Source organism: Acaryochloris thomasi RCC1774 (assembly GCF_003231495.1).
Classification (GTDB): Bacteria; Cyanobacteriota; Cyanobacteriia; order Thermosynechococcales; family Thermosynechococcaceae; genus RCC1774.
In genome coordinates, this window is sequence record NZ_PQWO01000005.1 from 282,884 (window position 1) to 305,153 (window position 22,270).

Here is a 22,270-nt window from a genome sequence, read left to right on the forward strand (position 1 = left end):
TCTTTGCCCTGTTGGCCTCTTTCTAGCTTCTGATTGAGTGAATTTATTTAATTATACTGAGGCACTTTCTCGGAAGATGCGATTTTTTTTGTGAGGGGTGGACTCAAGGATTAATCTGTGATTGTGTCAGGCTGCAGCCTGACGGATCCTAAAATATTGTGAGAGCTAAAAATGCATAGGATATAGGTTTGTACTGATCGCCTATGCCACTGCTTCGTCTGCTGCTGAAAAACTCAGGTTGGCTAGTGATACTGGCTGCGTTCACAGGATTGCTCGCGGGGGGCAGTAGTGCGGGCTTAATTGCCATCATCAATTTTGCGCTACTGCATTTGGATCAGCCACCGTCGTGGCTACCCTGGTCGTTCTTAGGCCTCTGCGGACTGCTGTCGGTCACCTATACGGTCTCTCAAGTTGTTCTGACGTCTTTGGCGCAGGATGTGGTGTATACCCTGCGACTGCAGCTTACCCGTCAGATTCTCAACTGTCCGCTGCAGCATCTTGAGCTGTTGGGGGTGCCTAAATTACTGGCCACGCTGACAGAGGATGTGGAGGCGATCGCTGCCTCTTCGGCTTCTGTCTCTATTCTGTGCACGAGTTCAGCGATCGTATTGGCTTGCTGGGTTTATCTCTGTTGGCTTTCACCGCTCCTTTTCTTAATCATGATTGGTGTTTCGGTCGTGATTCTCTACACGCTGCAGTTTTTGATTGCGGAAGGACAGCGCATTTTTACTAAGGCTCGCAATGTTCAAGATCGACTCTTTCAGCATTTCCAGGCGGTGACGGTTGGAACGAAGGAGCTGAAGCTGCACTATGTTCGGCGACAGGCTTTTTTCGCAGAGGAGCTGGTGCTGACTTTGGGGGAGGTACGCAAGTACTGGCTACGGGGAATGGCGATGTATGCCCTTGTTGGAGGTGTGGGCTTTGCGCTGGTGTTTCTGATGGTGGGTTTGTTCCTTTTTGCGCTCCCTGCCTTTATGACGATTTCTGCATCACTGTTGACCAGTTATGTGCTGACTATTTTATTTTTGATTACGCCTATCAATGGAATTTTGGGTTTGCTGCCTCAGGTTGCGCAGGCGAATGTGGCGCTGGCAAAGGTGGAGTCTTTGGGGCTATCTTTGGCGGCTCAAACAACTGAACGTTTCAAGATGAACGACTCGTCTCAGCCATCGTGGCAATCCTGGATGCTTGAGGGCGTGACTCACACTTATCTTGGAGGAGACCATCCCTTCTCATTGGGGCCGCTGACGCTTCAGTTCTGGCCTGGAGAGATTGTATTTATTGTCGGTGGCAACGGGAGCGGCAAGTCTACGCTGATCAAATTGCTGACGGGTCTATATCAGCCTGAGTCGGGACAGGTTGTTTTTGACGGAGACGTGATTTGCGATCGCAACCGCGAACAATATCGCCAGCAGTTTTCTGCAGTGTTTGCCGATTTTTATCTTTTCGATCGCTTCTTAGGGTTAGAGGATAACAATGCCCAAACCTATCTGAAACTGTTGGAACTTGACCACAAGGTCAAAATTGAGAATGGACGGCTCTCGACGCTTAATTTATCCCAGGGACAGCGGAAGCGTCTGGCTTTGTTGACGGCCTATCTAGAGGATCGTCCGATCTATATTTTTGATGAGTGGGCCTCTGATCAAGATCCGGTGTTTAAAGAGGTTTTCTATACGCAGTTAGTGCCTGCTCTGAAGCAGCAGGGAAAGACGGTGATTGTGGTCAGTCATGATGATCGATATTTTGAGAGTTGCGATCGCATCATCAAGTTAGACTACGGCAAAATTCAGTCAGATGAGTTTAGAGGCAAGATGGACAACATCTAGCTCCGAGCGGACAGCTATTCGATGATTACAATACCCTCTGCAACTCCTTTTTCAAAAAGAAACGACTCCTCCCTTCGGGAAAATCTGGCAGTTCTCCAAAGACAACGTACCCACATTTTTGGTAGAAATCTGGAGCTTGAAAACTGAACGTATCTAAATAGGCATAACGGCAATCTTGCTTTATCGCCTCCTGTTCAGCAGTGCTTAGGAGAATGCTGCCATAGCCTCTTCTTCGAAAAGTCTCATGTACCCACAGCATGTCAACATGCAGCCACTGTCGAGAAGTTTCTCCTACTAAACCGCCTACCACCTGCTGCTCTGTATCTCTTAAAAAGATAGCCAAGCGCCGATAGTTGCTCTCACCTGCATGACTTCTGTTGAAATGGGTAAGCTGTTGCCCCACAAATTCGATTTCGTTGGGTTGCGGATCAAAAGCAACTTCGATTTTTAGGTCCACCATGCATTCATTCAGGTTTCAATAGACAGCAAGCGCCAGTATCTGAGTATCTAGAAGAGATTTTGAGAAACTCAGGCTCCAACGAACCGACTCCCCGTCTGATTAATGGGTCTGAGCAGTCGTGCCAGAGAGTGAAGCAAAATCAAAGACTTTGGAATCGGCAAGTTGAGAGAGTTCAACATTTTGCAGGCTGCTCAAGAGACTCGCAGTCCGCCCCGGATACTCTTGTTCCCAAGACTGGAGCAACCGCTTCACCTGGACTCGCTGTAGACTGTCCTGTGACCCGCATAGCGTACAGGGAATGATCGGAAACTGTCTCAGATCTGCATAGCGCTGAATATCTTGCTCAGGGCAGTAGGCCAAGGGCCGAATTACAACATGGCGGCCATCATCGGTGAGTAACTTTGGCGGCATCGCCTCTAGCCTGCCTGCGTAAAACATATTTAAAAATAGGGTCTCAATTATGTCTTCGCGATGATGCCCTAGCGCAATTTTGGTGGCCCCTTCTTCGTTGGCAACCCGGTAAAGAATCCCCCGGCGCAGGCGAGAGCAGAGACCGCACATCGTTTTACCCTCCGGGATAATCCGCTTCACCGTGCTGTAGGTATCTTCTTCAACAACGCGGTAGGGAACTCCCAGCTTCTCTAGATACTCCGGCAGTATATGAGCCGGGAAGTCGGGCTGTTTTTGATCTAAATTGACGGCTAGAATCTCAAAGTCTATGGGGGCGCTACGCTGGAGCGCTAACAATAGGTCCAACATTGTATAAGAGTCTTTGCCGCCGGAGAGGCAGACCATGATGCGATCGCCCGCCTCAATCTGGTTGTAGTCTCGAATGGCTTTACCAACGAGACCCCGCAAACGAGCCTGCAGTTTTTTCAAGCGCTTGGCTGGACTAATAGTCGCTTCCATTTAGGGGATCTTAAAGAGTACGAGGCCCATTTTAGCGAACCACCCTTTGACCTGAATATTAGACTTTTTGCATGAAGCCACTAAGGTTTCTACGTTCGCCTCCCACCAGATGAGCAGCTGGTGGGAGAGTAGTCTTCAGTAAGCACTCAACACTTGTTTCATCATTTCAATGCATCGGATTCGTAGGCCATCTTTCGTCACAAGATGGGATTCGTCCACGATCTGATAGCCCTTAGCCTTATAGAAGGGGAAGGCTGTCAAGGAAGCCGTGACCCGCAAAGTCCTGATGTTTCGGGAGCATGCCAAGTGCTCGACCGCATCAAGTAACTGGCTTCCTATCCCTTGACGGTTGTAGAGAGGATGGATATAAACAGCACTGATGCGGTGTCCCAACAAAGAGGAGGCTCCAACCACTACATTCTCTAGCTCAGCAACAAACGTCGTTTCACCCCGATATCCACCGCGGCTGAAGTGGCTAATATTGCGATCAACGAGGGCTTCGATTTGATCTAATGAGTAATCCTTTACGCAGAGAACCCTCAACGCATCAATCTGGACCCGCAAGATTTTCAAAATCTCATCAGGTTGGGCTTGACGTACCGAAAGTGATGGAGTCAGAGACTTGTCCATATTCTCGAATTTAAACGAAATGCTCAGGTTCGACATCTGCTGTGCTTGCTGACTAATCGCTCTCGGGCTTGACCTTATACATAGATATAGGGTTTACGATTAAGCCATCTGCAACTCTCTTCCGGTTTAATTCATGCGCGTCAGCGAAGTTGCCCGTCAATTTGACCTCAACGCTCAGACACTCTATTTCTATGAGCGCATTGGCCTGATTCCATCGCCATCTCGCAATGCATCGGGCTATCGAATCTTTGCTGAGCAGGATATTGAACGTTTGTCGTTGATTGAGCGTGCCAAAGCGCTAGGACTCACCCTTGATGAAATCAAAGAAATTCTGCAGCTACAGGAGGGGCAGGGTTTGACCTGCGGTGAGGTCCATCAACGCTTGCTTAAGAAGCTCCAGCAGATTGAAACGACGATTGCGCAGCTTCAGAAACTGCGAGAAGAGCTGCTGCCGCTGGTGCAGCGATGTGAAACAGCGATAAGTCAGCAACAGATAGCCACTGACTGTGGCATCTTTCAGCCCGATGAATGAACTGAGATCGAAAATCGCGTTCCCTCTCTCTCAATATTTGAAGCCTTCTATCGTTCCTAATTCTCTCTGTACTTGAGGTTTGTATTGTCATGATTCAAGCGCGCTCGCCAAAGAGTAAGGCCGTACAGGCCGGTGGTCAACTGAATATTTTTGAGCGCTATCTTACCCTGTGGGTGGCTCTATGTATTTTGATCGGTATCGCTATGGGGCGTTTCTTCCCGCAAGTGGCGGTTACCCTTGATGCCTGGAGTATTTATCAGGTGTCGGTGCCCATCGCTATTTGTCTGTTTTTCATGATGTACCCGATCATGGTCAAAATTGACTTTGGTCAGGCACGACGGGCAGCCCGGACGCCGAAGCCAGTGGTCTTAACTTTAGTGGTCAACTGGTTGATTAAACCGTTTACGATGGTGGCCTTTGCCCAGTTTTTCTTAGGTCGCCTCTTTCAGCCGCTGATCACAGGGACAGAGGTGATTCGCGGCAGTGAAGTCACTTTAATCGATTCCTATATTGCGGGTGCGATTCTGCTGGGGATTGCGCCCTGTACGGCGATGGTGCTGATGTGGGGGTATCTCTCCTATAGCAATCAGGGCCATACGCTGGTGATGGTGGCGGTAAATTCTTTGGCGATGCTGTTCCTTTATGCGCCGTTGGGAAGGTGGCTACTGGCGTCTAATAATTTGGCTGTACCCTGGCAGACGATTGTTTTATCCGTCCTGATCTATGTTGGATTGCCGTTGGCTGCGGGCATGTATTCCCGCTACTGGATTTTGAAACACAAAGGTCGTGCTTGGTTTGAGAGTGTGTTTCTCAAGCGGCTCAGTCCGGTGGCTGTGATTGCAATGTTGGTGACCTTGGTGCTGCTGTTTGCTTTCAAGGGAGAGTTGATTGTTCAGCATCCGCTCCACATCGTTTTGATTGCGGTTCCCTTATTTTTGCAAACGAATTTCATTTTCTTGATCAGCTACGTGGCGGCGCAAAAGCTGGGGTTAACTTATGAAGATGCGGCTCCGGCTGCTCTAATTGGAGCGAGTAATCACTTTGAAGTGGCTATAGCAACTGCTATAACCCTCTTTGGTCTCAACTCTGGTGCCGCACTTGCAACTGTTGTGGGCGTCCTAATCGAAGTCCCCTTGATGCTGATGTTGGTGGAGCTATGCAAACGCACCGCCTTTTGGTTCCCGCGCTCGCCAGAAAAGGCGACGTTGACTGACCCTCGCTGTATCCATCCGCTGAATTAATCAAGATAAGGTGATTGAACATGAAACGAATGATGTTTGTGTGTAAGCACAACTCGCGGCGCTCCCATATGGCGGAAGGCTTCGCTCGACAGATGAGTCAGGGGCAGGCGGAGGTTGCCAGTGCGGGACTAGAGGCCAGTCAGGTCGATCCCCTGACGGTGCAGGTGATGCATGAAGTGGGTGTGGATATTAGTGCTCAGCAGTCCCAGCCGCTAGCTGATTTCAAAGCTGAAGACTTTGACGTGGTGATCTCTCTGTGTGGATGTGGCGTGAATTTGCCCGAAGAGTGGGTGACCCGAGAAATTTTTCAAGACTGGCAGCTCGACGATCCAGCCGGGGAAACGCTAGAAACGTTTCGCCGCGTTCGAGATGAGGTGAAAGCCAATGTTGAAAAGCTTCTTAGTCAGTAAACTGCTTGCATACAGCTCACGACCCTGCGTTGGCCCCCCCGGCCCCCCAATTCTGGGGGGAGAGCAACTTCCTCTTGTAGCATCATGGCAACAAATCAGTGCTGTACATGCGTACAGTTGCCATCATCAAGCTAGCTGTGAAGGCGGACAAGTAATGCCACCATGACGTTAATTTGCAGTCATTTTTTTAGAAACCATAGCGACGCCGTTCCTTTTTCGGGTCATGTGTCCAACAGTTACACCCATTTTCGTGAAAATACACGCTATCAATATCTGTTTTTATATGGACAGAGCAAGTGCATGGTTGACCAAGAGCTGCCCTCCAATGGTGATATTGATGTTGATAAGGGACGTTGAAGCAAAATGTTACTTGTGCCTCTTTGAGCCAGCATTCTGGCATCCTATTCGATGCCATCGCTCGATGCAGCGCCTGAGTTAGCAACTGGATAGCTGTGTTCAATGTTTCGCTACCTGCCTCTGGATGTACAGTATTCAATGTCAAATGTAGAACTACTGTGTCTGTGTTGTTTTGCTCTGCAACGTTGTATAACTTTCCAATAGCCCAATACCCTTGCAAATCAAAGTTTCTACTGAGTGCCCATTGAGTGAGATTGTTCGCTATTCCCTTGAATTGCTTTCTCCGTGGCATTTTCGTCTAGCTTCATCTGGAGGAGTTATTCTGCTTCGTCCCAGCTTTATCTGACAATTAGCTTTTATAATCTCGATGTTCGATGCTTGAGCGATCGTAATCACCCCTTTCCTATCGAGAGCCTGAAGGATTGGCTGCCGTTGGAGCCTGTCGCCGCGGCCATGCCCGGAGAATTCGCAGTAGCCAGTGGGTCAATTCAGGGGCCAGCTTAGGCTTCACCAGCGGGGGCTTTACCTCACCCAGCCGTTGCTCGTGCGCATCAAGACAGTACTGAAGCAGTCGTGCAGCGGTGAGCTGGCCCATGAAGATATCTGCTGTTGTGGCTGTTGGGGGTAGGGTTGCATCTTCAATTTGACGACCAAAGCGGTCAAATAGTCCCAAAAACTGAAGCCCGCGCTCCCACATTGCGCGCAACCGCCGCCAGTTATTGCTAGGGCTAAACGGCTGTCCCGCTGTCCAATTGGCGAAGAAAATGCTGTGGCGAGCGTCTTCGTCTAGGATGGGTTCCCAGACCTCAAGCAGGGCTTCAGGCAGATACTGCTGTTCTCTTGCGATCGCAAACCAACCCCACAGAATATAGGCGCTGAGGTATTGGTCAAAAGCTAAATCTTGCAGAACGGGGGTCAACTCACCCGGCAAGGGGCGAGCCGGAATGTTGGCCTTCGGAATTTGGTAGAACGCCATCATTTGCTCCAGCAGCTTCACCTGCCGCTCTGTTTCCTGAGACAGCAAGAGGATCCCCCCCTTCAGCCGCGTCGGCTTCGTCTGGGCCGCAAGGGCACCGACAATTAGAGCCATCTGCCGCTTTTGCTGCAGCACCTCGGCCCAAAATGGAATCTCGCGGAGTCGCTGCAGCTGATCGTCTGCCAGCTGCGGCCAGGGGATCTGGTCGAGATTGTATTTGACATGATGATCCGTCAGAGCGTGACAGAATAGTTTTTGGTGCTCGTAGCTTCCCAGTTGCATATTTGCTATAGTCTCAGCGAGACCTTGAGTCTAGAAAGATTATAGGGTCAATCCTCCAATCATCCTACAGCGCTGTCTTTCTGCTGTAATTCTTGATGATTAGAAAGGTTCCTCCTCACATCCATGCCCCCAATTGATTCGCTAGACGCTGCTCACTTAAGCCCTAAATCACTCCCTTCATAAGAGGTTGCCAACGAAGTTAATCGTGCGTTAATATTGGTTAACATATGTTCACGAACAGTTATTTGACCATGTGGGATTCGTTTCTAATCCAGCTCTTCAGCTTCTGGGTGATCACCTGCGCCTTCGGCTGTTATTTCTCTCTCCAGTCTCCTCATCAAGACTGGTAAGGTTACGCCTCTTTGTTTATGGGTTGTCCACGCTACCTGTGGAGACCGTTTAGGTTTTAGTTGGCGACTCCGCAGATCCTCTACAGTGGAACAGTACTCTGAGTTTTGACGCCACCGTGGGTTACGAGCCGCTGCATCATAAGTATCGTCCCCAGACCTTTGCCGATCTGGTGGGACAAGATGCGATCGCAACTACCCTCACTAACGCCATCGACTCTCAGCGGATTGCTCCGGCCTATCTGTTCACAGGCCCTAGGGGCACCGGAAAGACCTCTAGCGCCCGCATTTTAGCCAAGTCTCTCAACTGTCTCAATAGCGAAAAACCCACGCCCAGCCCCTGCGGTACCTGCTCTGTCTGCAGAGAGATAGCTTTGGGTACCTCTCTAGACGTGATTGAAATCGATGCCGCCAGCAATACCGGCGTTGATAATATCCGCGAGCTGATTGAGCGGGCCCAGTTTGCCCCCGTCCAGTGTCGGTTTAAAATCTACTGCCTCGACGAAGTACACATGCTGAGCACGGCAGCCTTTAACGCCCTGCTCAAGACCTTAGAAGAGCCGCCTGCTCAAGTCGTCTTTATTCTAGCCACCACCGATCCCCAGCGGGTTTTGGCCACCATTATTTCTCGGTGCCAGCGCTTCGACTTCCGCCGGATTCCCCTGGCGCCGATGGTGTCCCATCTCACTCATATTGCTGAGCAGGAGTCGATCCCCATCACTGGTGCTGCCGTCGAACTGGTGGCGCAACTGTCTCAAGGTGGGCTGCGCGATGCCGAAAGCCTGCTTGATCAGCTCAGCCTGCTATCGGGCGAGATTGCCCCTGAACAAATCTGGGATCTCGCGGGATCTGTGCCTGAACGCGAACTGCTGTCGCTAGTGCAGGCAATTATGGCCCAGCAGCCGGATGCGTTACTCAGTCAAACACACCAGCTTCTCAATCGCGGTCGAGATCCGCTGATCGTCTTGCAGAATCTGACGGGCTTTTATCGGGATTTGCTGATTGCTAAAACCGCACCTGATCGACGTGATTTAGTCACAATTACCGAAGCAACCTGGGCAGAACTGTGTGATGTGGCCCAACAATTAGAGATGGCAACCATCCTGACGGGCCAGCAGCATCTGCGCACCTGTGAGCCGCAGGTCAAAAACACAACGCAGCCCCGCCTGTGGCTAGAGGTGGCCCTGCTCGGGTTGTTGCCTGGTGCAACCGCTCCTGTGGCAGCCTCTCCCGTTAATTCTTTTGTACAGCGTCCGCCGCAAGCTGCGCTCCCGCTTACCGTTCAAGCACATGCTGCCTCTCCTCTCCCGGCCTCTCCTGCGCCCGCTGCTGTGCCCGCCGCTGTACTAGAGGAGCCTCCTGTACAGCAGCCTGCTACCGTGCCTCAGCCTGCTGTGTCTCAGTCTGCGGCTGCTCCACAATCTCAGCCCCAAGCTGATCCCCCCGTTCAAGAGAGTCCTGTCGCATCAAGTCCGGCCCCTGCTAGCCCACCCCCTGCAGCAGAGCCGTCTAGCGATCTTGCTCAGGTGTGGCAGCAAATGCTCGGCCAGCTTCATCCCGCAGGCCGCGCGCTTTTTAATCAGCACGGACAGCTCCTGTCGTTCAGCGGTAACCAAGCCAGAATTGGCGTCCCGAAGGGACTAGTCCCCACCGCCCAGAGGAAGCTCGAAGAAGTGGAATCTGCATTCCAGACCCTGTTTCATCGACCTATTAAAGCTAACTTAGTCATTAATACGCCCACGGCTCAGCCACCCGCAGCTCCGGCGCACTCTCCCCAATCATCGCCAGCACCGTCATTTTCTTCACAGCCTGCAGCCCCGACCCAAGCAGCCGCTCCTGAGTCATTGAGAGAGCCGCTCCCCTCGCCTGCGGCTCCCCCTTCTCCTGTCTCCCCACCTCCTGAGTCATCGATGGCAGCAGCGATGCCTGCCAAGGCTGATTTAGGCCCTGCACCTGTTCTCTGGGAAACTGAGGATGAGCTGACCCAAACGACCCGTAGCTTTGCGAACTTCTTTGGTGGAGCGATCGTGGCGGATGCTCCCGAACCTGAACCCCTTTCAGAAAAAGCTTAAGTTTTTCTCAGGGGGTTTTTCAGTCCGCCTCACGTTGGTCCCAGCAGAATCCGGTAGGCTAATTGAGTCGTGGACAGGCTTGGCAGGGTATGTCTGACTGCACCCGTTCTTCTTGTTGATTGTTTATGGTTTCTCTAGCGCGCAAAAATCTGTTTCAAGATCTGCCTCGTTTTATCGTGGCCCAGGCTGGCATTATGTTTGCCGTGGGTTTGGTTACCATCCAGACGGGGCTGCTCAATGGGTTTACGAAGTCCACAACCCTGCTGATTGACAATGCCAATGCCGATTTGTGGGTTGCCTCAGAGGATATGCGCTATCTTGACCTGACGCTGCCGATGCCCTACGAGCGAGTGGCCCAGGCTAAAGCCGTTGAGGGGGTGAAGACGGCTGAGGCGCTAATCTCTCAGGGATCTGTCTGGCGCTATGCCTCTGATCAGATTGCGCCAATCAAAATTGTGGGGTTCGATCCAGACGGTGAACTCTTTCGGCCTGCTCCCCTGATTGAGGGTGATTTCAACCAGGTCAAGCAGCCCTATCACATTATTGTGGATGAACTTGAGTTAGGTTCGCTAGATATCGAAGGCGTTGGGGCCACGGCTGATATTGGCTCCTTCGAGGCGCAGGTGTCTGGAATGACCTCAGGGCTTAGTTCTATCGTATCGAGTCCGTACGTGTTTACGTCGCTGCCTAATGCGCTGGCCTATCTGGAGTCTCCCGTCGCTTCTCCTGAAGCCAATCCTGCAGATCCGCCAGCGCTAACGCCGGAGGGACGCATTAATTTTGTGCTGGTGCGAGCTGAACCGGGTCAGAATTTGCAGGTTCTCAAGAAACGGCTGGAGTCTGAGCTGCTCGATGTGCGGGTATTGACGCAGCCTGAGCTAACTGAATTAACCCAAACTTACTGGCGCAACAGTACGGGTGTGGGCTACATCTTGGGCTTAGGGGCTGCGGTGGGTGTCGTGGTCGGGACTGTTGTAGTGGGCCAGATTCTCTATTCTTCGGTCAGCGATCACCTGAAGGAGTTTGGAACGCTGAAGGCAATGGGCTCGCCGGACTGGTATATCTACCGGGTGATTTTAGAGCAAGCGCTCTGGATGGCGGTTTTAGGATACGTGCCCGGTATTGCTCTATCTGCGGGTTTGGGGGCTTGGACAGCTCAGGCCCAGGCGATCGCAATCTTGATTAATCCTGGTATTGCGGCGGGGGTGTTCTTGATTACGGTGGTGATGTGCAGTGGAGCGGCGATCTTTGCTATTCAAAAGGTGACGCGTCTGGATCCGGCGATGGTGTTCAAGTCGTGAGCGATCACGGCTCCAGAACGCCGATCTTTGCCGGACTATTAAGTTGTAAGCTTTGAGCTGAAGGTATTGTATGCCAGTTTCATTCATGACAGAAACTCAGCCTGATCGTTCGCCTCCTGCGTCACCCCCTGCGATTGTGGCCCAAAATTTGCAGATGACCTATCAGGCGGGAGAGCAGAAGTTTCAGGCTCTCAAGGGGATTGATCTCGAAATTCTTTCGGGGGATATTGAGTTGTTGATGGGGCCTTCAGGCTCGGGCAAGACGACGCTGCTTTCTATCTTGGGCGGTATTTTAACGCCAACAGCAGGGCGAGTCTCGCTTCTAGGGCAGGAGATTACGGGCCTATCGCGGCCTAAGCTTTCAAAGTTTCGCCTGCAGCAGATCGGCTTTATTTTTCAGGGCTTTAATCTGTTTCCTGCCCTGAGCGCAGCGGAAAATGTAGAGGCAGCGCTCAATCTCAAGGGCGTGCGCGGTAAGGCAGCGAAGGAAGAGTCGCGGCGGCTGTTAGATCAGGTGGGGCTGTCAGATAAGGAGCGGAATCTGCCCCGTGATTTGTCTGGGGGGCAAAAGCAGAGAGTTGCGATCGCACGTGCCCTAGCGGCCAACCCTCGGTTGATTTTCGCCGATGAACCCACTGCAGCCCTAGACTCTCAGCGCGGGCGCGCCATCATCGAACTGCTACGTAAGCTGGCAAAAGAAGAGGGCTGTACCGTTTTAATGGTTTCCCACGATCCGCGCATTATTGACGTGGCAGATCGCGTTGTATACCTCGAAGATGGCATGATCACGCCAGCATTAAATTCAACTGCCCATGAGCAAAGTTCAGTGAAGATGGCATAATCACACCAGCGTTAAATTCGACCTCCCATGAGCAAAGTCCAGTTCTCCATCATTACTGAGGCCAACTGACGTGCAGGTATTTGTGACGGGGGCAACAGGATTTGTCGGCGCTAATTTAGTCCGGTTACTGCTCAAGCAGGGCTATCAGGTGCGCGTATTGGTTCGTCCCGAGAGCCTGAGAACGAATTTGCAAGATCTTGATGTCGAGATCGTCACGGGTGATTTACTTGACCCCGGCGTGGTCAAGCATCTGCGTGGCTGTCAGGTGCTGTTTCATGTGGCAGCCCACTACAGTCTTTGGCGGACGGAGCGAGATCAGCTCTACCGCAATAATGTGCTGGGTACCCGCAATATTCTGAAGGCTGCACGCGATGCCAGCATTGAACGGACGGTTTATACCAGCTCTGTCGCGGCCATTGGGGTGCCAGACTCAGGGGCCATTGCCAATGAGACCTATCAAAGCTCCATTGAAAAACTGATTGGGGCCTACAAGCAGTCCAAGTATTTAGCTGAACAGGAGGCTTTCCACGCCATCAGCATTGGTCAGGATATTGTGATCGTCAATCCCAGTACTCCCATCGGTCCTTGGGATCTAAAGCCCACGCCAACGGGAGATATGATTCTGCGGTTTCTCCGGCGTCAGATGCCTTTTTATCTGAATACGGGGCTGAATCTGATCCATGTGCGAGACGTTGCTCAGGGGCATCTATTAGCCCTGGAAAAAGGCAAAACTGGAGAGCGCTATATCCTTGGCAACCGCAACCTGACACTACAGGAAATTCTGGCGCAGCTCTCTGAGATTACGGGACTCCCAGAGCCGCGTAGTGGTCTGCCGGCCTGGATTCCGCTGACGGCTGCCTGGATTGATGAATGTGTGCTGGCTCCCTTGGGCAAAACGCCCTCTGTGCCTTTAGCTGGCGTAAAAATGGCGAAACAGAAGATGTTTTATGACGCCTCTAAAGCCGTGCAGGATTTGGGACTGCCGCAGACCGATGTGAGGGTAGCGCTCCGTGAGGCCGTGGACTGGTTTATTCATCACGATTATGTGCCCAACTGGCAGGGCTAACGCGCCTCGATTTTGTTCGCCAGCCGCTGCACTGCCCGCAGATAGGAGGTCTGACCCGGACGGTAGATACGGTAATGGGTCCGGTCGGGGACGAGCAGCAATTCCTTTGGGGTTTGGGTTGGCGTTGCCTTATAGAGCTGTTCGCTCATAAAAGCCGGTACGATCTGATCGGCGGTGCCGTGCAGGTAGAGAACGGGCATCTGGAGCGATCTCACCTTGGCAATGGAGTCAAACCGCTGGGTCAGCAATAGATCAATGGGCAATAGATTCAGCCATTCGAACTGCTTGATCGCCGCTGACATCGAGGTAAAACTGCTCTGCACGATCAGACCCGCCGCCTGGGGCTGCTGCGTCGCCAGATCGATAGCAACTGCGCCGCCCATCGATTCGCCGTGGATCACGATCTGCTCTGGTAGAATTCTGCGAACCTGGGTTAAGTAGTGCCAAGCCGCTTGGCTATCTTGATATAGATTTGCTTCGCTGGGCAGATCGCCGTCGCTATCACCGTAGCCACGATAGTCCACAAGCAGAACCGCAAACCCGAGCTGTCGGAGTCCTTTGGTTCTGGCGAGATGGCTGCGAGAGCTGCGATTGCCTCCCCTGCCCTTCAGCATTAGAACCACCATTGGCGATGAAAGGATGCGAGTCGGTTCGTTGGGGATCGCTTCAATGGCTTCATCTGCGGTGGGTGCTGGAATCCACCAGCCCTGCATTTGCTGCTGATCACCGACTGGAATCGTAATGTCTTCGTAGGGCAGTTTGAAGGTGGGGTCGTTGGGCAGTGTGGTGATGGGACGATTGGGGTCGAAGACGATGGTGCGCTGCTGCTGGAAAAGATAAAGGCAGAAGAGGATATATGCGATCGCAACTCCCATTGACCCCATCAGCATCCATCGCGGCGCTAACCGACGTACTCGACCCACGAATTGGTAACCCTCAGACAATGATAAAAGCTCAAGAGAAGCTGACCCTAACGGTTTTGCCGTTGCCCCCTACGGCAAGAAAGACGGAGTAGATACCGCGAGAGTTCCCCCGCTCACAGGCATAGACTCCTGAAAATTATGACGTGTAGCCATCACTTCAAAAATATCGATAGCGTCCTGTGATTCACCATAGGAAGATTGCACTAATCCTTATGATTGCTTAGCTGCGCTCTAGTCTTCGACCACTTGAGCTGTGACCTCAACCGCTTGGACATCGACTGTTCCTGGAGGAGTGGATCGCTTAAAATGCTGTCCTTCTACTTCAAGGCTCTCGCCGCATTGGGGACATTGGGTCACTCGATTTTTGAGTCCCACCGCCGCTGTGCCACAGGAAGGACAAGGTTCCTGCACCAGATTGCGATTGATCCACCAGCGAATGCCAAAGAAGGCAATGATGGGGGTGATGAACAATAGCGCCAGCAACACAAAGAAAGACTTCACCAGCCAGCCCAAGCCCACAACGCTGAGCAAGCAGATAAATGCGATCGCAAACATCCACGAGCGCAAAGCTGGGAAATTAATAACGTAGCGCTGGTTCACAAAAGCCTCCTAAAGACCGCCAAGCTGGAGTTCACTATAGTTTATTTTAACAAGCCCCCGTAGGGCGTCTATGCAGCAGCAGTACGGATCTCCGCTAGCTAGCCTTCGCTCTGGGCCTCAGCAAGTATTAAGATAAATCTTGTCATTCTTTATCGGTCAAGCTCTTTCTGCCCTGTCACCCCAAATCTATGGCTACTATCGACGATAAAACCATTGTTCAGAATTACTTCAATGCAGAAGGCTTCGACCGCTGGCGGCGCATCTATGGTGGCGGAGAGGTCAATAAGGTTCAGCTTGATATCCGGGAAGGCCATCAGCAGACCGTCGATACGGTTCTCGGCTGGTTCCGAGCCGACAATAATTTAGAGGGCCGCACCATTTGCGATGCTGGGTGTGGAGTCGGGAGCCTCAGCATTCCGCTGGCTCAAATGGGAGCCAAGGTTTCCGGCAGCGATATCTCGGCCAAAATGGTGGGTGAGGCCGAAGATAGAGCTAAACAGGCATTGGGAGAGGCCAATTTGCCGCAGTTCTCTGTGCAGGATTTGGAGCAGCTATCGGGACAGTATGACACCGTGGTCTGCCTCGACGTCTTGATTCACTATCCGCAGGAAAAAGCGGCGGAGATGATCAAGCACCTGAGTTCTTTGGCCACTAACCGGGTGATTTTGAGCTTCGCGCCTAAGACAGTGGCGTACACGCTGCTCAAAAAGGTGGGCGACTTCTTCCCTGGGCCGAGTAAAGCGACGCGGGCCTATCTGCATCGAGAGCAGGATGTGGTGGCGGCTCTGCAGGCTGCAGGTTGGCAGGTGGAACGCACCGGCATGACCAAGACCAGCTTTTATTTCTCTCGGATATTGGAGGCTAAACGTCTCCCGGAGGGCGTGACTGCACCTGCTTCTACTATGGAGTCACAATCTTCTGCTACCCTAGCTTGGGCCATTTTTGTCTTGATCGCTGGGCTAGCTGCACTGGCCTTCTGGAGTGCTCTTTAAGCACCCAGAATGTTTGATAATGTTTGCCGATTCTTGGCGGAAAATTTCACCACGGATCTTGCAGCTGTTGGTGAGCCAATCGCTTTAACAGACCTCCAGCTCTCAGAACTGTCGCTAGAGCCAATTCGGGCAGAGGGCTAATATTACTGTCTGCACTATGACTCAGCTTTTCGAATTGCAGCCCTTTTTGTGTTCAAGCGCCCTATCCTCCATTCAGGTTAAGGGAGAGCTGACGCGCAACCCCGAATGCCTGCGTATCCGTTATGTTGTCGTTGATCCCTTGGGTGAGGTTGTGGCTTTGCCCCCTAGCGATGCGCCGTCTCGACAGGATGACCTGTGGGCAACCACCTGTTTGGAGCTCTTTTTTGGGCCGGCCGGTTCTGAGAATTACTGGGAGATCAACTTATCAACCGCTGGTCACTGGAATGTCTATCGGTTTGATGCCTATCGTTCCGGGATGCGGGAAGAAGCTTCTGTGACGGTCCTTCCCTTTAAGGTGGAACGCCCAGCCGGTCGACTACATTTGTCGCTAGACCTTGATCTAACGCTGCTTGGGATTGGGGAGGGGGAGTTGGAGGTTGCGATCGCAACCGTTCTCCAATCCAAAAACAACCTAATGAGCTACTGGGCACTGACGCATCCGGGGGCCGAAGCAGACTTCCATCGGCGGGATAGCTTCATCCTCAAAGCGTAAACACGATTTTCTGAAAGATTAACCCTCGATCGCTAGCAGGCAGAGGCAGTGATTCTATTGCTCGTTTCGGTATTATCAGGGTAGCTGCTTCACCCGCTCCGTAAATTAGCCCACTTTGTGACACGTTATATGGCTCCAAGCGACCGATACGAGCGCTTTATGCAAGCATCCCGGAACCTGGGGCTGTTTCCATTATTGGCACCTCAAGAAATTGAAGACTTTAGGGTGCAGTATGGTCGTCGGACGTTAGCGCGCTTGAAGCAGGAGGTACAAGCCTCTGAAGCCAACGGCAAAGTCATCTTTACGGGACATCGGGGCTGTGGAAAATCAACGCTCCTGTACGAACTCAATATCTTGATGCAAAAGCAGCAGCACTTTGTCGCGCTGTTTTCAATTGCTGACATGGTGGAAATGTCGGATGTTAACCACATCAATATTCTTTATGCTATTGCCTTGACGCTGTTGAGCAAGGCTTCAAAAAGCGGCGTCTCTATTCCTGAGCCTACAAAAGAGCAGCTACTGAACTGGTTTATAACCACGAAGAGTGAGACATATACCGACCAATTCAAGCAGGAAGTGGGAGCGGGTGGCGATCTCTTAAGTTTCCTGTCTGCAAAGCTCAAAAAGGAAGATACGTTCCGAGAAGAGATCAAGATTACCTTTGAGCGTCGCGTGTCTGAGTTGACCAATATGATCGATCGGATTGCTGCGGCAATTCAGGTCGCTACTAAAAAAGAAGTGTTGGTTATTATTGATGATCTTGACAAGCTTGATTTGTCTGTTGTTGAAGCTATCTATCGGGATAATATCAACGCTCTTTTCTCGCCGAATATTCGCATAGTGTTCACCATTCCTATCTCTGTGGTCAGAGAGCCAAGGCTGTTGGCAACTTTGCAATCTTTTTGTCAGATTGTTCTGTTATCGGTCACAAAGTTTTATCCTCAAGACCAAGCGCATCTACCCAACGGTAAAGCCATTGCCGAGAATGTTGAGATCTTGCAAAAAATCTTGGCAAAACGCATCCCTCAGGATTTGATTGACCCCAATGTGATGCAGCAATTGGTGCTGTTGAGTGGTGGCGTGTTGCGAGAACTGATCCGCTTAGGGCAAGAATGCTGCCGTGAATGCATGCTGGAGCTAGAGCTGGAGCCAGATCAGCCTGATTTGGTGATCAATACGGACATTCTAGATTCAGCCGTCAAAACGTTGCGGAATCAGTTCGCTCGCAGTTTAGGGAGCGAACTCTATGATCTGTTGGTGAAGATTTACGCAGGCTTTACGCCACCCGATGCTCGGAGTCCAGAATTTCTAGAATTGCTGCATGGGCTCTATGTTTTGGAATATGAGAATGATGATTTATGGTATGACCTGCATCCATTTGTGACTGATTTATTACAACGCAAGAAGTTGTTGACGCCATAGGTGCTGTCATGGTGATGCAAACAGAATTAAGTTCTCTCAATCAGCGCGAACTGACCAAGCTAGTGCTTTCGATTCGGGCCAGTGTGCAGAAGCTCGATTTGTTTTTAGCGATTTGTGATCATCGCGATCTTCGAGAAACGCTTATCCACGAATATGAAACGACTCTTTCTGATCAGGGGATTACCCCCTATCGAACGGGACTTAATCCCAAGGCCCCTAGCCTCAAAGTAGCCTTAGAGACGTTAGTCAGCTGTAACCCGGCCCTTAAATCAGAGGTCTCTGCCGTAGTGACCGTTCTGGGGGCGTCGCAGTTGTTTGAGGTCCGCTTAGCTGAGGATAAGTCTGAACAGGAAAAGTTTTTTTTCTCGCTGCAGTGGACTCGGGAATCCCTACGGCAATTCGATTTCCCGGTGGTGATTTGGTTGTCTGATGCTGTCGCTACGGGTTTAGCCAAGCAGGCACCCGATTTCTGGAGCTGGCGCAGTGGGGTTTTTGAGTTTGAAGCTAATAAGAGTGAAATTGACCAAACTTTCTACCCTGTGCCATCAGGCCATCATGTCTCCAGTGAACAGAATCTAGACAACCAGGCAGCTCGTAAAATCGAAGACTTAAAGCAACAAATTGCTGAGCTACGTCACCAAAATCAGCAATCTCCCCTTTTGACAACGCTCTATCGCAACCTAGGAGATGCCTATCATCAGCAGGCAGCCTATGCGTTAGCCCTTGATGCTTACGAACAGGTACTCAAACAGGCAAGGATTCATAAGCAGCGCTCAACAGAAGCTGAGACTTTTTTCAAACTGGGAGGCATACTCCTCGATTGCCGACGCTATCAATCAGTGCGGACTTATTACCAACAAGCCCTCGAGATCGCTATTGAAACCAATAATCGTAATCTACAAGCTATCACCTTCCATCAGCTAGGCATAGTTGCCCAACAGCTACGAGAATATGAGCAAGCTCGTGCCTATTACCAACAAGCTCTCAATATCGAGATCGAAACCAATAATCGTAATGGACAAGCGATCACCAACCACCAGTTAGGTATAGTGGCCCAACAGTTGCGGGAATATGAGCGAGCTTGTGCCTATTACCAACAAGCTCTCAATATTGAGATCGAAACTAATAATCGCAATGTACAAGCAAGCACCTACCATCAGCTAGGCATGGTGGCCGAAGAGCTACGAGAACATGAGAAAGCCCGTGCTTATTACCAACAAGCCCTCAAGATCGCCATTGAAACTAGTAATCGCAATGGTCAAGCAAGCACCTACCACCAGTTAGGACGGGTGGCCGAAGAGCTACGAGAATATGAGCGAGCTTGTGCCTATTACCAACAATCTCTCGATATTGAAATCGAAACTAATGATCGCAATGGACAAGCAAGCACCTATCACCAGCTAGGCATGGTGGCCCAACAGCTACGGGAATATGAGCAAGCCCGTGCCTATTACCAACAAGCTCTTGAGATCGCTATTGAAACCAATAATCGCAATGGTCAAGCAAGCACCTACCACCAGTTAGGACGGGTGGCCGAAGAGCTACGAAAATATGAGCAAGCCCGTGCCTATTACCAACAAGCCCTTGAGATCGATATTGAAACCAACAATCGCAATGGACAAGCAAGCACCTATCACCAGTTAGGACGGGTGGCTGAAGAGCTACGAAAATATGAGCAAGCCCGTGCTTATTACCAACAAGCACTCGATACCAAGATTGAAACCAATAATCGTAATGGACAGGCGAGTACTTATTTTCAGATGGGTAAAATTGCTGAGACCTTAGCTGACATCGCAGCTGCACAAGCTTTATATCTTCAAGACTTACGAATTACAATGGAGCTTAATGACCCAGATAGCTTAGAGATTTCCTCTAGAAATCTGAAGCGCTTTTGCCAGGAGTATCCCGATGATGACTTTCTTGCAAAAGTGTCTCAGCTCTTGAACAAACATCCTGAGCAGCTCAAAGAAATCATCGATGCTTAACCCACTCAGATACGAGGTGATTGCTATCAGCAGAGATCCGTTCTACAGCACCTCAATCATCTGATCTTGGGTGTAGCGCACCTTCGCATAATCAGCATAGGGGTCAGCCGGGTCACGATAGCCCATCGCGCAGACAACCCCCGCCGCATAGCCCTTTTCGGTTAGACCCAGCACCTGATCATACTGGTCAGGAACAAACCCCTCCATCGGGCAGGCATCAATCCCCAGATGGGCCGCACTTGTCATTAACTGCCCCAAGGCAATGTAGACCTGCCGCAGTGCCCAAGCACTGAGATCTTCCGGTGACATGCGGTTAAGAAAGTCCTTAATCACCTTGGCATACGGCGCTAGATCTTCTACAGACGTTTGGCGTACCTCTGCTGTGCGGGCAATGAACTGATCCACATAAGCTTCATCAACACCTGTCTTCAGCGCCAGTACCACAAGATGAGAAGCATCTACCACCTGCGCTTGCCCCCAGGAATGCTCGACGAGTTGCTTACGGATCTCTGGCGTGTTGATGACGAAAAACTTCCAGGGCTGCAGTCCAAAGGAAGAAGGCGACAGAATCAAGCTTTGCTCTAGAACATGCCAGTCGGCTGAGGCGATTTTGCGGGTTGGGTCAAACTTTTTAACGGCATAGCGCCACTGTAGATGAGCAAGAAGTTGCTCAGTTGAGATGAATTGGGGCTGATTCTCAGACAATGGGGGACTCCAAAACCAAAGATAGGGACTGGTGCTGATTATATTCGAGTGGCATGGTTCCTGCCGTATTCTGGATGTCAAAGCCTAGAGAAAAAGCAGTGCCCGAAGTCGTCACAATCTCCACAGCCGTTTTAAGTTCTCTTCGGCCCTCAACTCAAGCTTTAGACTGTCTGTCTGGGAGCGGTGTTGAGACAACTCAGCATGAAGCGGCATCGAAAACAACCTCTGACCAGAGTGATTTAGGTGAATTTACTCAGGCGATAGCCACGGCAAGGGGCTAGGGTGGGGTTGCTGGGTATGAGTGAACTGAGATGTTAGCAAGCGAAGCCCCCTCCTTGCCTCGATTTAATACGCAGGGATTTGAGCTGTGGTATCAGCCGATCTACGACATCAACAGCGGGGCTGTTCTCTACAACGAAGTTCTGCTCAGGTGGCGGAATACTGCTGGGAAGCTCTATCGGCCCCATGATTTTATGGCTCTGTTTGCCCACGATCAGCGCCCTGGCTGGCTCGATCGCGTGGTGATTCAGAAGGCGATTCAAACGCTCGTGGCCCATCCCCAACTCAGCCTCTCGATTAATCTTTCTGATCAGGTGTGTCAAGACAGTGCGTTTGTGGAGCACCTCTACGCGCAGCTTACTCATTTTCAGGTGCATCCGGGGCAGCTTCACTTTGAGCTGTCAGAGCAAAGCATTGCCCAAAATCTTGCCAATGCGATCGCACTGATCCGAGACTTAAAAACAATTGGCTGTGCTGTCATTCTGGATGGTTTTTCCAATGAGTACCTGACTTTTTTGGAGTGGGAAAAGCTTAACGTTAGCTCGATCAAGGTTGATGGGCACTTAATTGAAGCCGCTGATGAATGTTGGCAGCAGTCCCAGCTGACGCAAACTATTATTGAGACCAGTGATCTCTTTGAGCAATCTGCCGGGGCGAAATCCATTGATGCCCGTCGCTGCAGTGCGATGCATCAGTTAAGCTTTGATTCAGCTCAGGGGTATCATTTCAAGCCCCCCAGCTGTCAGCCCTGGCAGACGGGAAAGATCGATGTTTGGGGTGTCCCGATGGATCATCTCTCGCAGCAAGAACTCTTTGAGCAGCTCACGGCTGGGGTGGTGTGCGTGCCCAGCCGTGAGCAGATTATAAACCTGCGGAAAGACCCTGCCTTTGCCCAGTCTTATAGCGTGGCGGACTATCGGGTTTGCGATGGTCTCCGACCGGCCTTTGGCCATCGCAATTCTCTCCCCTTCGCTAACCAGCTCCTTGGGCCGTCGAGCGCATCCGAGCTGTCCCATGTTTTCCCTGCTTTTTGTACCTACCATCAGACAAATCCAGAGATCACCCTGTTTTTGTTAGGGGCAGATGCCAAGGACAGCATCAATCAGAAAATGGGCCGTCAGATGGTGCGCGATACCTATATCCCCTCGGTCGACTTTGAGCAGAATGAGCAAGAATGCCTTGAAATTGTGGACCGCATCAACCGGTCGGGGGCAACGGTGCTAGCAATGGCGGTGGGTTCTCCCCGGCAAGAGCAGTGGATCCAGCAATACCGTGACCGGCTGGCGGTTAAGATTATTTTTGCCCTAGAGTCACCGGCTGCGTTTGAGGCGGCAGCTCACTCTCCAGCTAAGCGATGGCAGGATCACCTCTCTTGCTTAGGGCCACTGCTGCAGCAAACTCTGCGCTAAGGCATTCGCTG

The 22,270-nt window shown here is 51.3% G+C and carries 20 protein-coding genes and 2 pseudogenes; 15 read left to right on the top strand and 7 right to left on the bottom strand.

All coding sequences use genetic code 11. From position 1 onward, the window contains the following. Nucleotides 1-203 precede the first annotated feature (203 nt). Nucleotides 204-1,826: a cyclic peptide export ABC transporter gene (locus C1752_RS10815; RefSeq protein WP_110986076.1), complete on the top strand. Its 1,623-nt coding sequence runs from the start codon at nt 204-206 to the stop codon at nt 1,824-1,826. 25 nt (nt 1,827-1,851) lie between these two features. Here the strand turns inward: C1752_RS10815 and C1752_RS10820 are convergent, their stop codons facing one another. The 3 genes from C1752_RS10820 to C1752_RS10830 form a co-directional block, all read right to left on the bottom strand. Further along, entirely contained in the window at nt 1,852-2,286 is a 435-nt protein-coding gene (locus C1752_RS10820) for a GNAT family N-acetyltransferase (RefSeq protein WP_110986077.1), read from the bottom strand. A 99-nt stretch (nt 2,287-2,385) separates the two neighbouring features. Then, nucleotides 2,386-3,195: a tRNA 2-thiocytidine(32) synthetase TtcA gene (gene ttcA, locus C1752_RS10825; RefSeq protein WP_110986078.1), complete on the bottom strand. Its 810-nt coding sequence runs from the start codon at nt 3,193-3,195 to the stop codon at nt 2,386-2,388. A gap of 135 nt (nt 3,196-3,330) precedes the next feature. Continuing rightward, nucleotides 3,331-3,825 (bottom strand): GNAT family N-acetyltransferase, encoded by a 495-nt coding sequence (locus C1752_RS10830; protein ID WP_158535063.1) that lies wholly within the window; start codon nt 3,823-3,825, stop codon nt 3,331-3,333. A gap of 133 nt (nt 3,826-3,958) precedes the next feature. Here C1752_RS10830 and C1752_RS10835 point away from each other — a divergent pair, with 133 nt between their 5' ends. The 3 genes from C1752_RS10835 (at nt 3,959) to arsC (ending at nt 6,008) form a co-directional block, all read left to right on the top strand. Then, entirely contained in the window at nt 3,959-4,357 is a 399-nt protein-coding gene (locus C1752_RS10835; RefSeq protein WP_110986080.1) for a heavy metal-responsive transcriptional regulator, read from the top strand. A gap of 89 nt (nt 4,358-4,446) precedes the next feature. Next, nucleotides 4,447-5,598, top strand: coding sequence for an ACR3 family arsenite efflux transporter (gene arsB / locus C1752_RS10840; protein ID WP_110986081.1), 1,152 nt, complete (start codon nt 4,447-4,449; stop codon nt 5,596-5,598). Nucleotides 5,599-5,618: 20 nt separating this feature from the next. After that, complete coding sequence (gene arsC, locus C1752_RS10845) at nt 5,619-6,008, top strand: arsenate reductase, glutathione/glutaredoxin type (protein ID WP_199464351.1); 390 nt, start codon at nt 5,619-5,621, stop codon at nt 6,006-6,008. Nucleotides 6,009-6,768: 760 nt separating this feature from the next. On the opposite strand, the gene C1752_RS10855 is transcribed toward arsC, so the two are convergent. Continuing rightward, the gene (locus C1752_RS10855; protein WP_110986083.1) at nt 6,769-7,623 is read right to left on the bottom strand and encodes a hypothetical protein; all 855 of its coding nucleotides are present in this window, start codon (nt 7,621-7,623) and stop codon (nt 6,769-6,771) included. Between the two features lie 466 nt (nt 7,624-8,089). Between C1752_RS10855 and C1752_RS10860 the strand changes: the two genes are divergently transcribed. The 4 genes from C1752_RS10860 to hpnA all read left to right on the top strand — a co-directional run bounded on the left by C1752_RS10860 (nt 8,090) and on the right by hpnA (nt 13,250). Then, nucleotides 8,090-10,042, top strand: a complete 1,953-nt coding sequence (locus C1752_RS10860) for a DNA polymerase III subunit gamma/tau (protein WP_110986084.1) — start codon at nt 8,090-8,092, stop codon at nt 10,040-10,042. A gap of 125 nt (nt 10,043-10,167) precedes the next feature. Continuing rightward, nucleotides 10,168-11,343 (top strand): FtsX-like permease family protein, encoded by a 1,176-nt coding sequence (locus C1752_RS10865; protein ID WP_110986147.1) that lies wholly within the window; start codon nt 10,168-10,170, stop codon nt 11,341-11,343. A 70-nt stretch (nt 11,344-11,413) separates the two neighbouring features. Next, nucleotides 11,414-12,184: an ABC transporter ATP-binding protein gene (locus C1752_RS10870; protein WP_110986085.1), complete on the top strand. Its 771-nt coding sequence runs from the start codon at nt 11,414-11,416 to the stop codon at nt 12,182-12,184. A 70-nt stretch (nt 12,185-12,254) separates the two neighbouring features. Next, complete coding sequence (gene hpnA, locus C1752_RS10875; protein ID WP_110986086.1) at nt 12,255-13,250, top strand: hopanoid-associated sugar epimerase; 996 nt, start codon at nt 12,255-12,257, stop codon at nt 13,248-13,250. Here hpnA and C1752_RS10880 read toward each other — a convergent pair. Together C1752_RS10880 and C1752_RS10885 are read right to left on the bottom strand one after the other, a co-directional pair. Next, nucleotides 13,247-14,173 carry an alpha/beta hydrolase gene (locus C1752_RS10880; RefSeq protein WP_233501509.1) on the bottom strand — a complete coding sequence of 309 codons (927 nt, stop codon included), beginning with the start codon at nt 14,171-14,173 and terminating at the stop codon, nt 13,247-13,249. The two genes, hpnA and C1752_RS10880, sit on opposite strands and share 4 nt — an antisense overlap. Before the next feature lie 231 nt (nt 14,174-14,404). Then, on the bottom strand, nt 14,405-14,773 hold the full coding sequence (locus tag C1752_RS10885) for a DUF2614 family zinc ribbon-containing protein (RefSeq protein WP_233501512.1): 369 nt from the start codon (nt 14,771-14,773) through the stop codon (nt 14,405-14,407). 188 nt (nt 14,774-14,961) lie between these two features. Here C1752_RS10885 and bchM point away from each other — a divergent pair. The 5 genes and pseudogenes from bchM to C1752_RS10910 form a co-directional block, all read left to right on the top strand. Further along, a pseudogene (bchM, locus tag C1752_RS10890) lies at nt 14,962-15,642 on the top strand (magnesium protoporphyrin IX methyltransferase); the annotation flags it as partial. Nucleotides 15,643-15,774: 132 nt separating this feature from the next. Beyond that, nucleotides 15,775-15,900, top strand: a pseudogene (locus C1752_RS30250) (Rpn family recombination-promoting nuclease/putative transposase); the annotation flags it as partial. 22 nt (nt 15,901-15,922) lie between these two features. Beyond that, complete coding sequence (locus tag C1752_RS10900; RefSeq protein ID WP_110986089.1) at nt 15,923-16,459, top strand: DOMON-like domain-containing protein; 537 nt, start codon at nt 15,923-15,925, stop codon at nt 16,457-16,459. Nucleotides 16,460-16,618: 159 nt separating this feature from the next. Further along, nucleotides 16,619-17,881 carry a P-loop NTPase family protein gene (locus C1752_RS10905; RefSeq protein WP_233501513.1) on the top strand — a complete coding sequence of 421 codons (1,263 nt, stop codon included), beginning with the start codon at nt 16,619-16,621 and terminating at the stop codon, nt 17,879-17,881. An 8-nt stretch (nt 17,882-17,889) separates the two neighbouring features. Further along, the gene (locus tag C1752_RS10910) at nt 17,890-19,866 is read left to right on the top strand and encodes a tetratricopeptide repeat protein (RefSeq protein WP_110986091.1); all 1,977 of its coding nucleotides are present in this window, start codon (nt 17,890-17,892) and stop codon (nt 19,864-19,866) included. Nucleotides 19,867-19,908: 42 nt separating this feature from the next. Here C1752_RS10910 and C1752_RS10915 read toward each other — a convergent pair whose 3' ends face one another. Next, nucleotides 19,909-20,571 carry an NAD(P)H-dependent oxidoreductase gene (locus C1752_RS10915; RefSeq protein ID WP_199464353.1) on the bottom strand — a complete coding sequence of 221 codons (663 nt, stop codon included), beginning with the start codon at nt 20,569-20,571 and terminating at the stop codon, nt 19,909-19,911. Between the two features lie 98 nt (nt 20,572-20,669). Between C1752_RS10915 and C1752_RS28065 the strand changes: the two genes are divergently transcribed. Both C1752_RS28065 and C1752_RS10920 read left to right on the top strand, forming a co-directional pair. Beyond that, a complete protein-coding gene (locus tag C1752_RS28065) occupies nt 20,670-20,852 on the top strand; it encodes a hypothetical protein (protein ID WP_233501515.1) in 183 nt (60 codons plus the stop codon). Between the two features lie 30 nt (nt 20,853-20,882). Then, on the top strand, nt 20,883-22,259 hold the full coding sequence (locus C1752_RS10920) for an EAL domain-containing protein (protein WP_110986092.1): 1,377 nt from the start codon (nt 20,883-20,885) through the stop codon (nt 22,257-22,259). Nucleotides 22,260-22,270 lie beyond the last annotated feature (11 nt).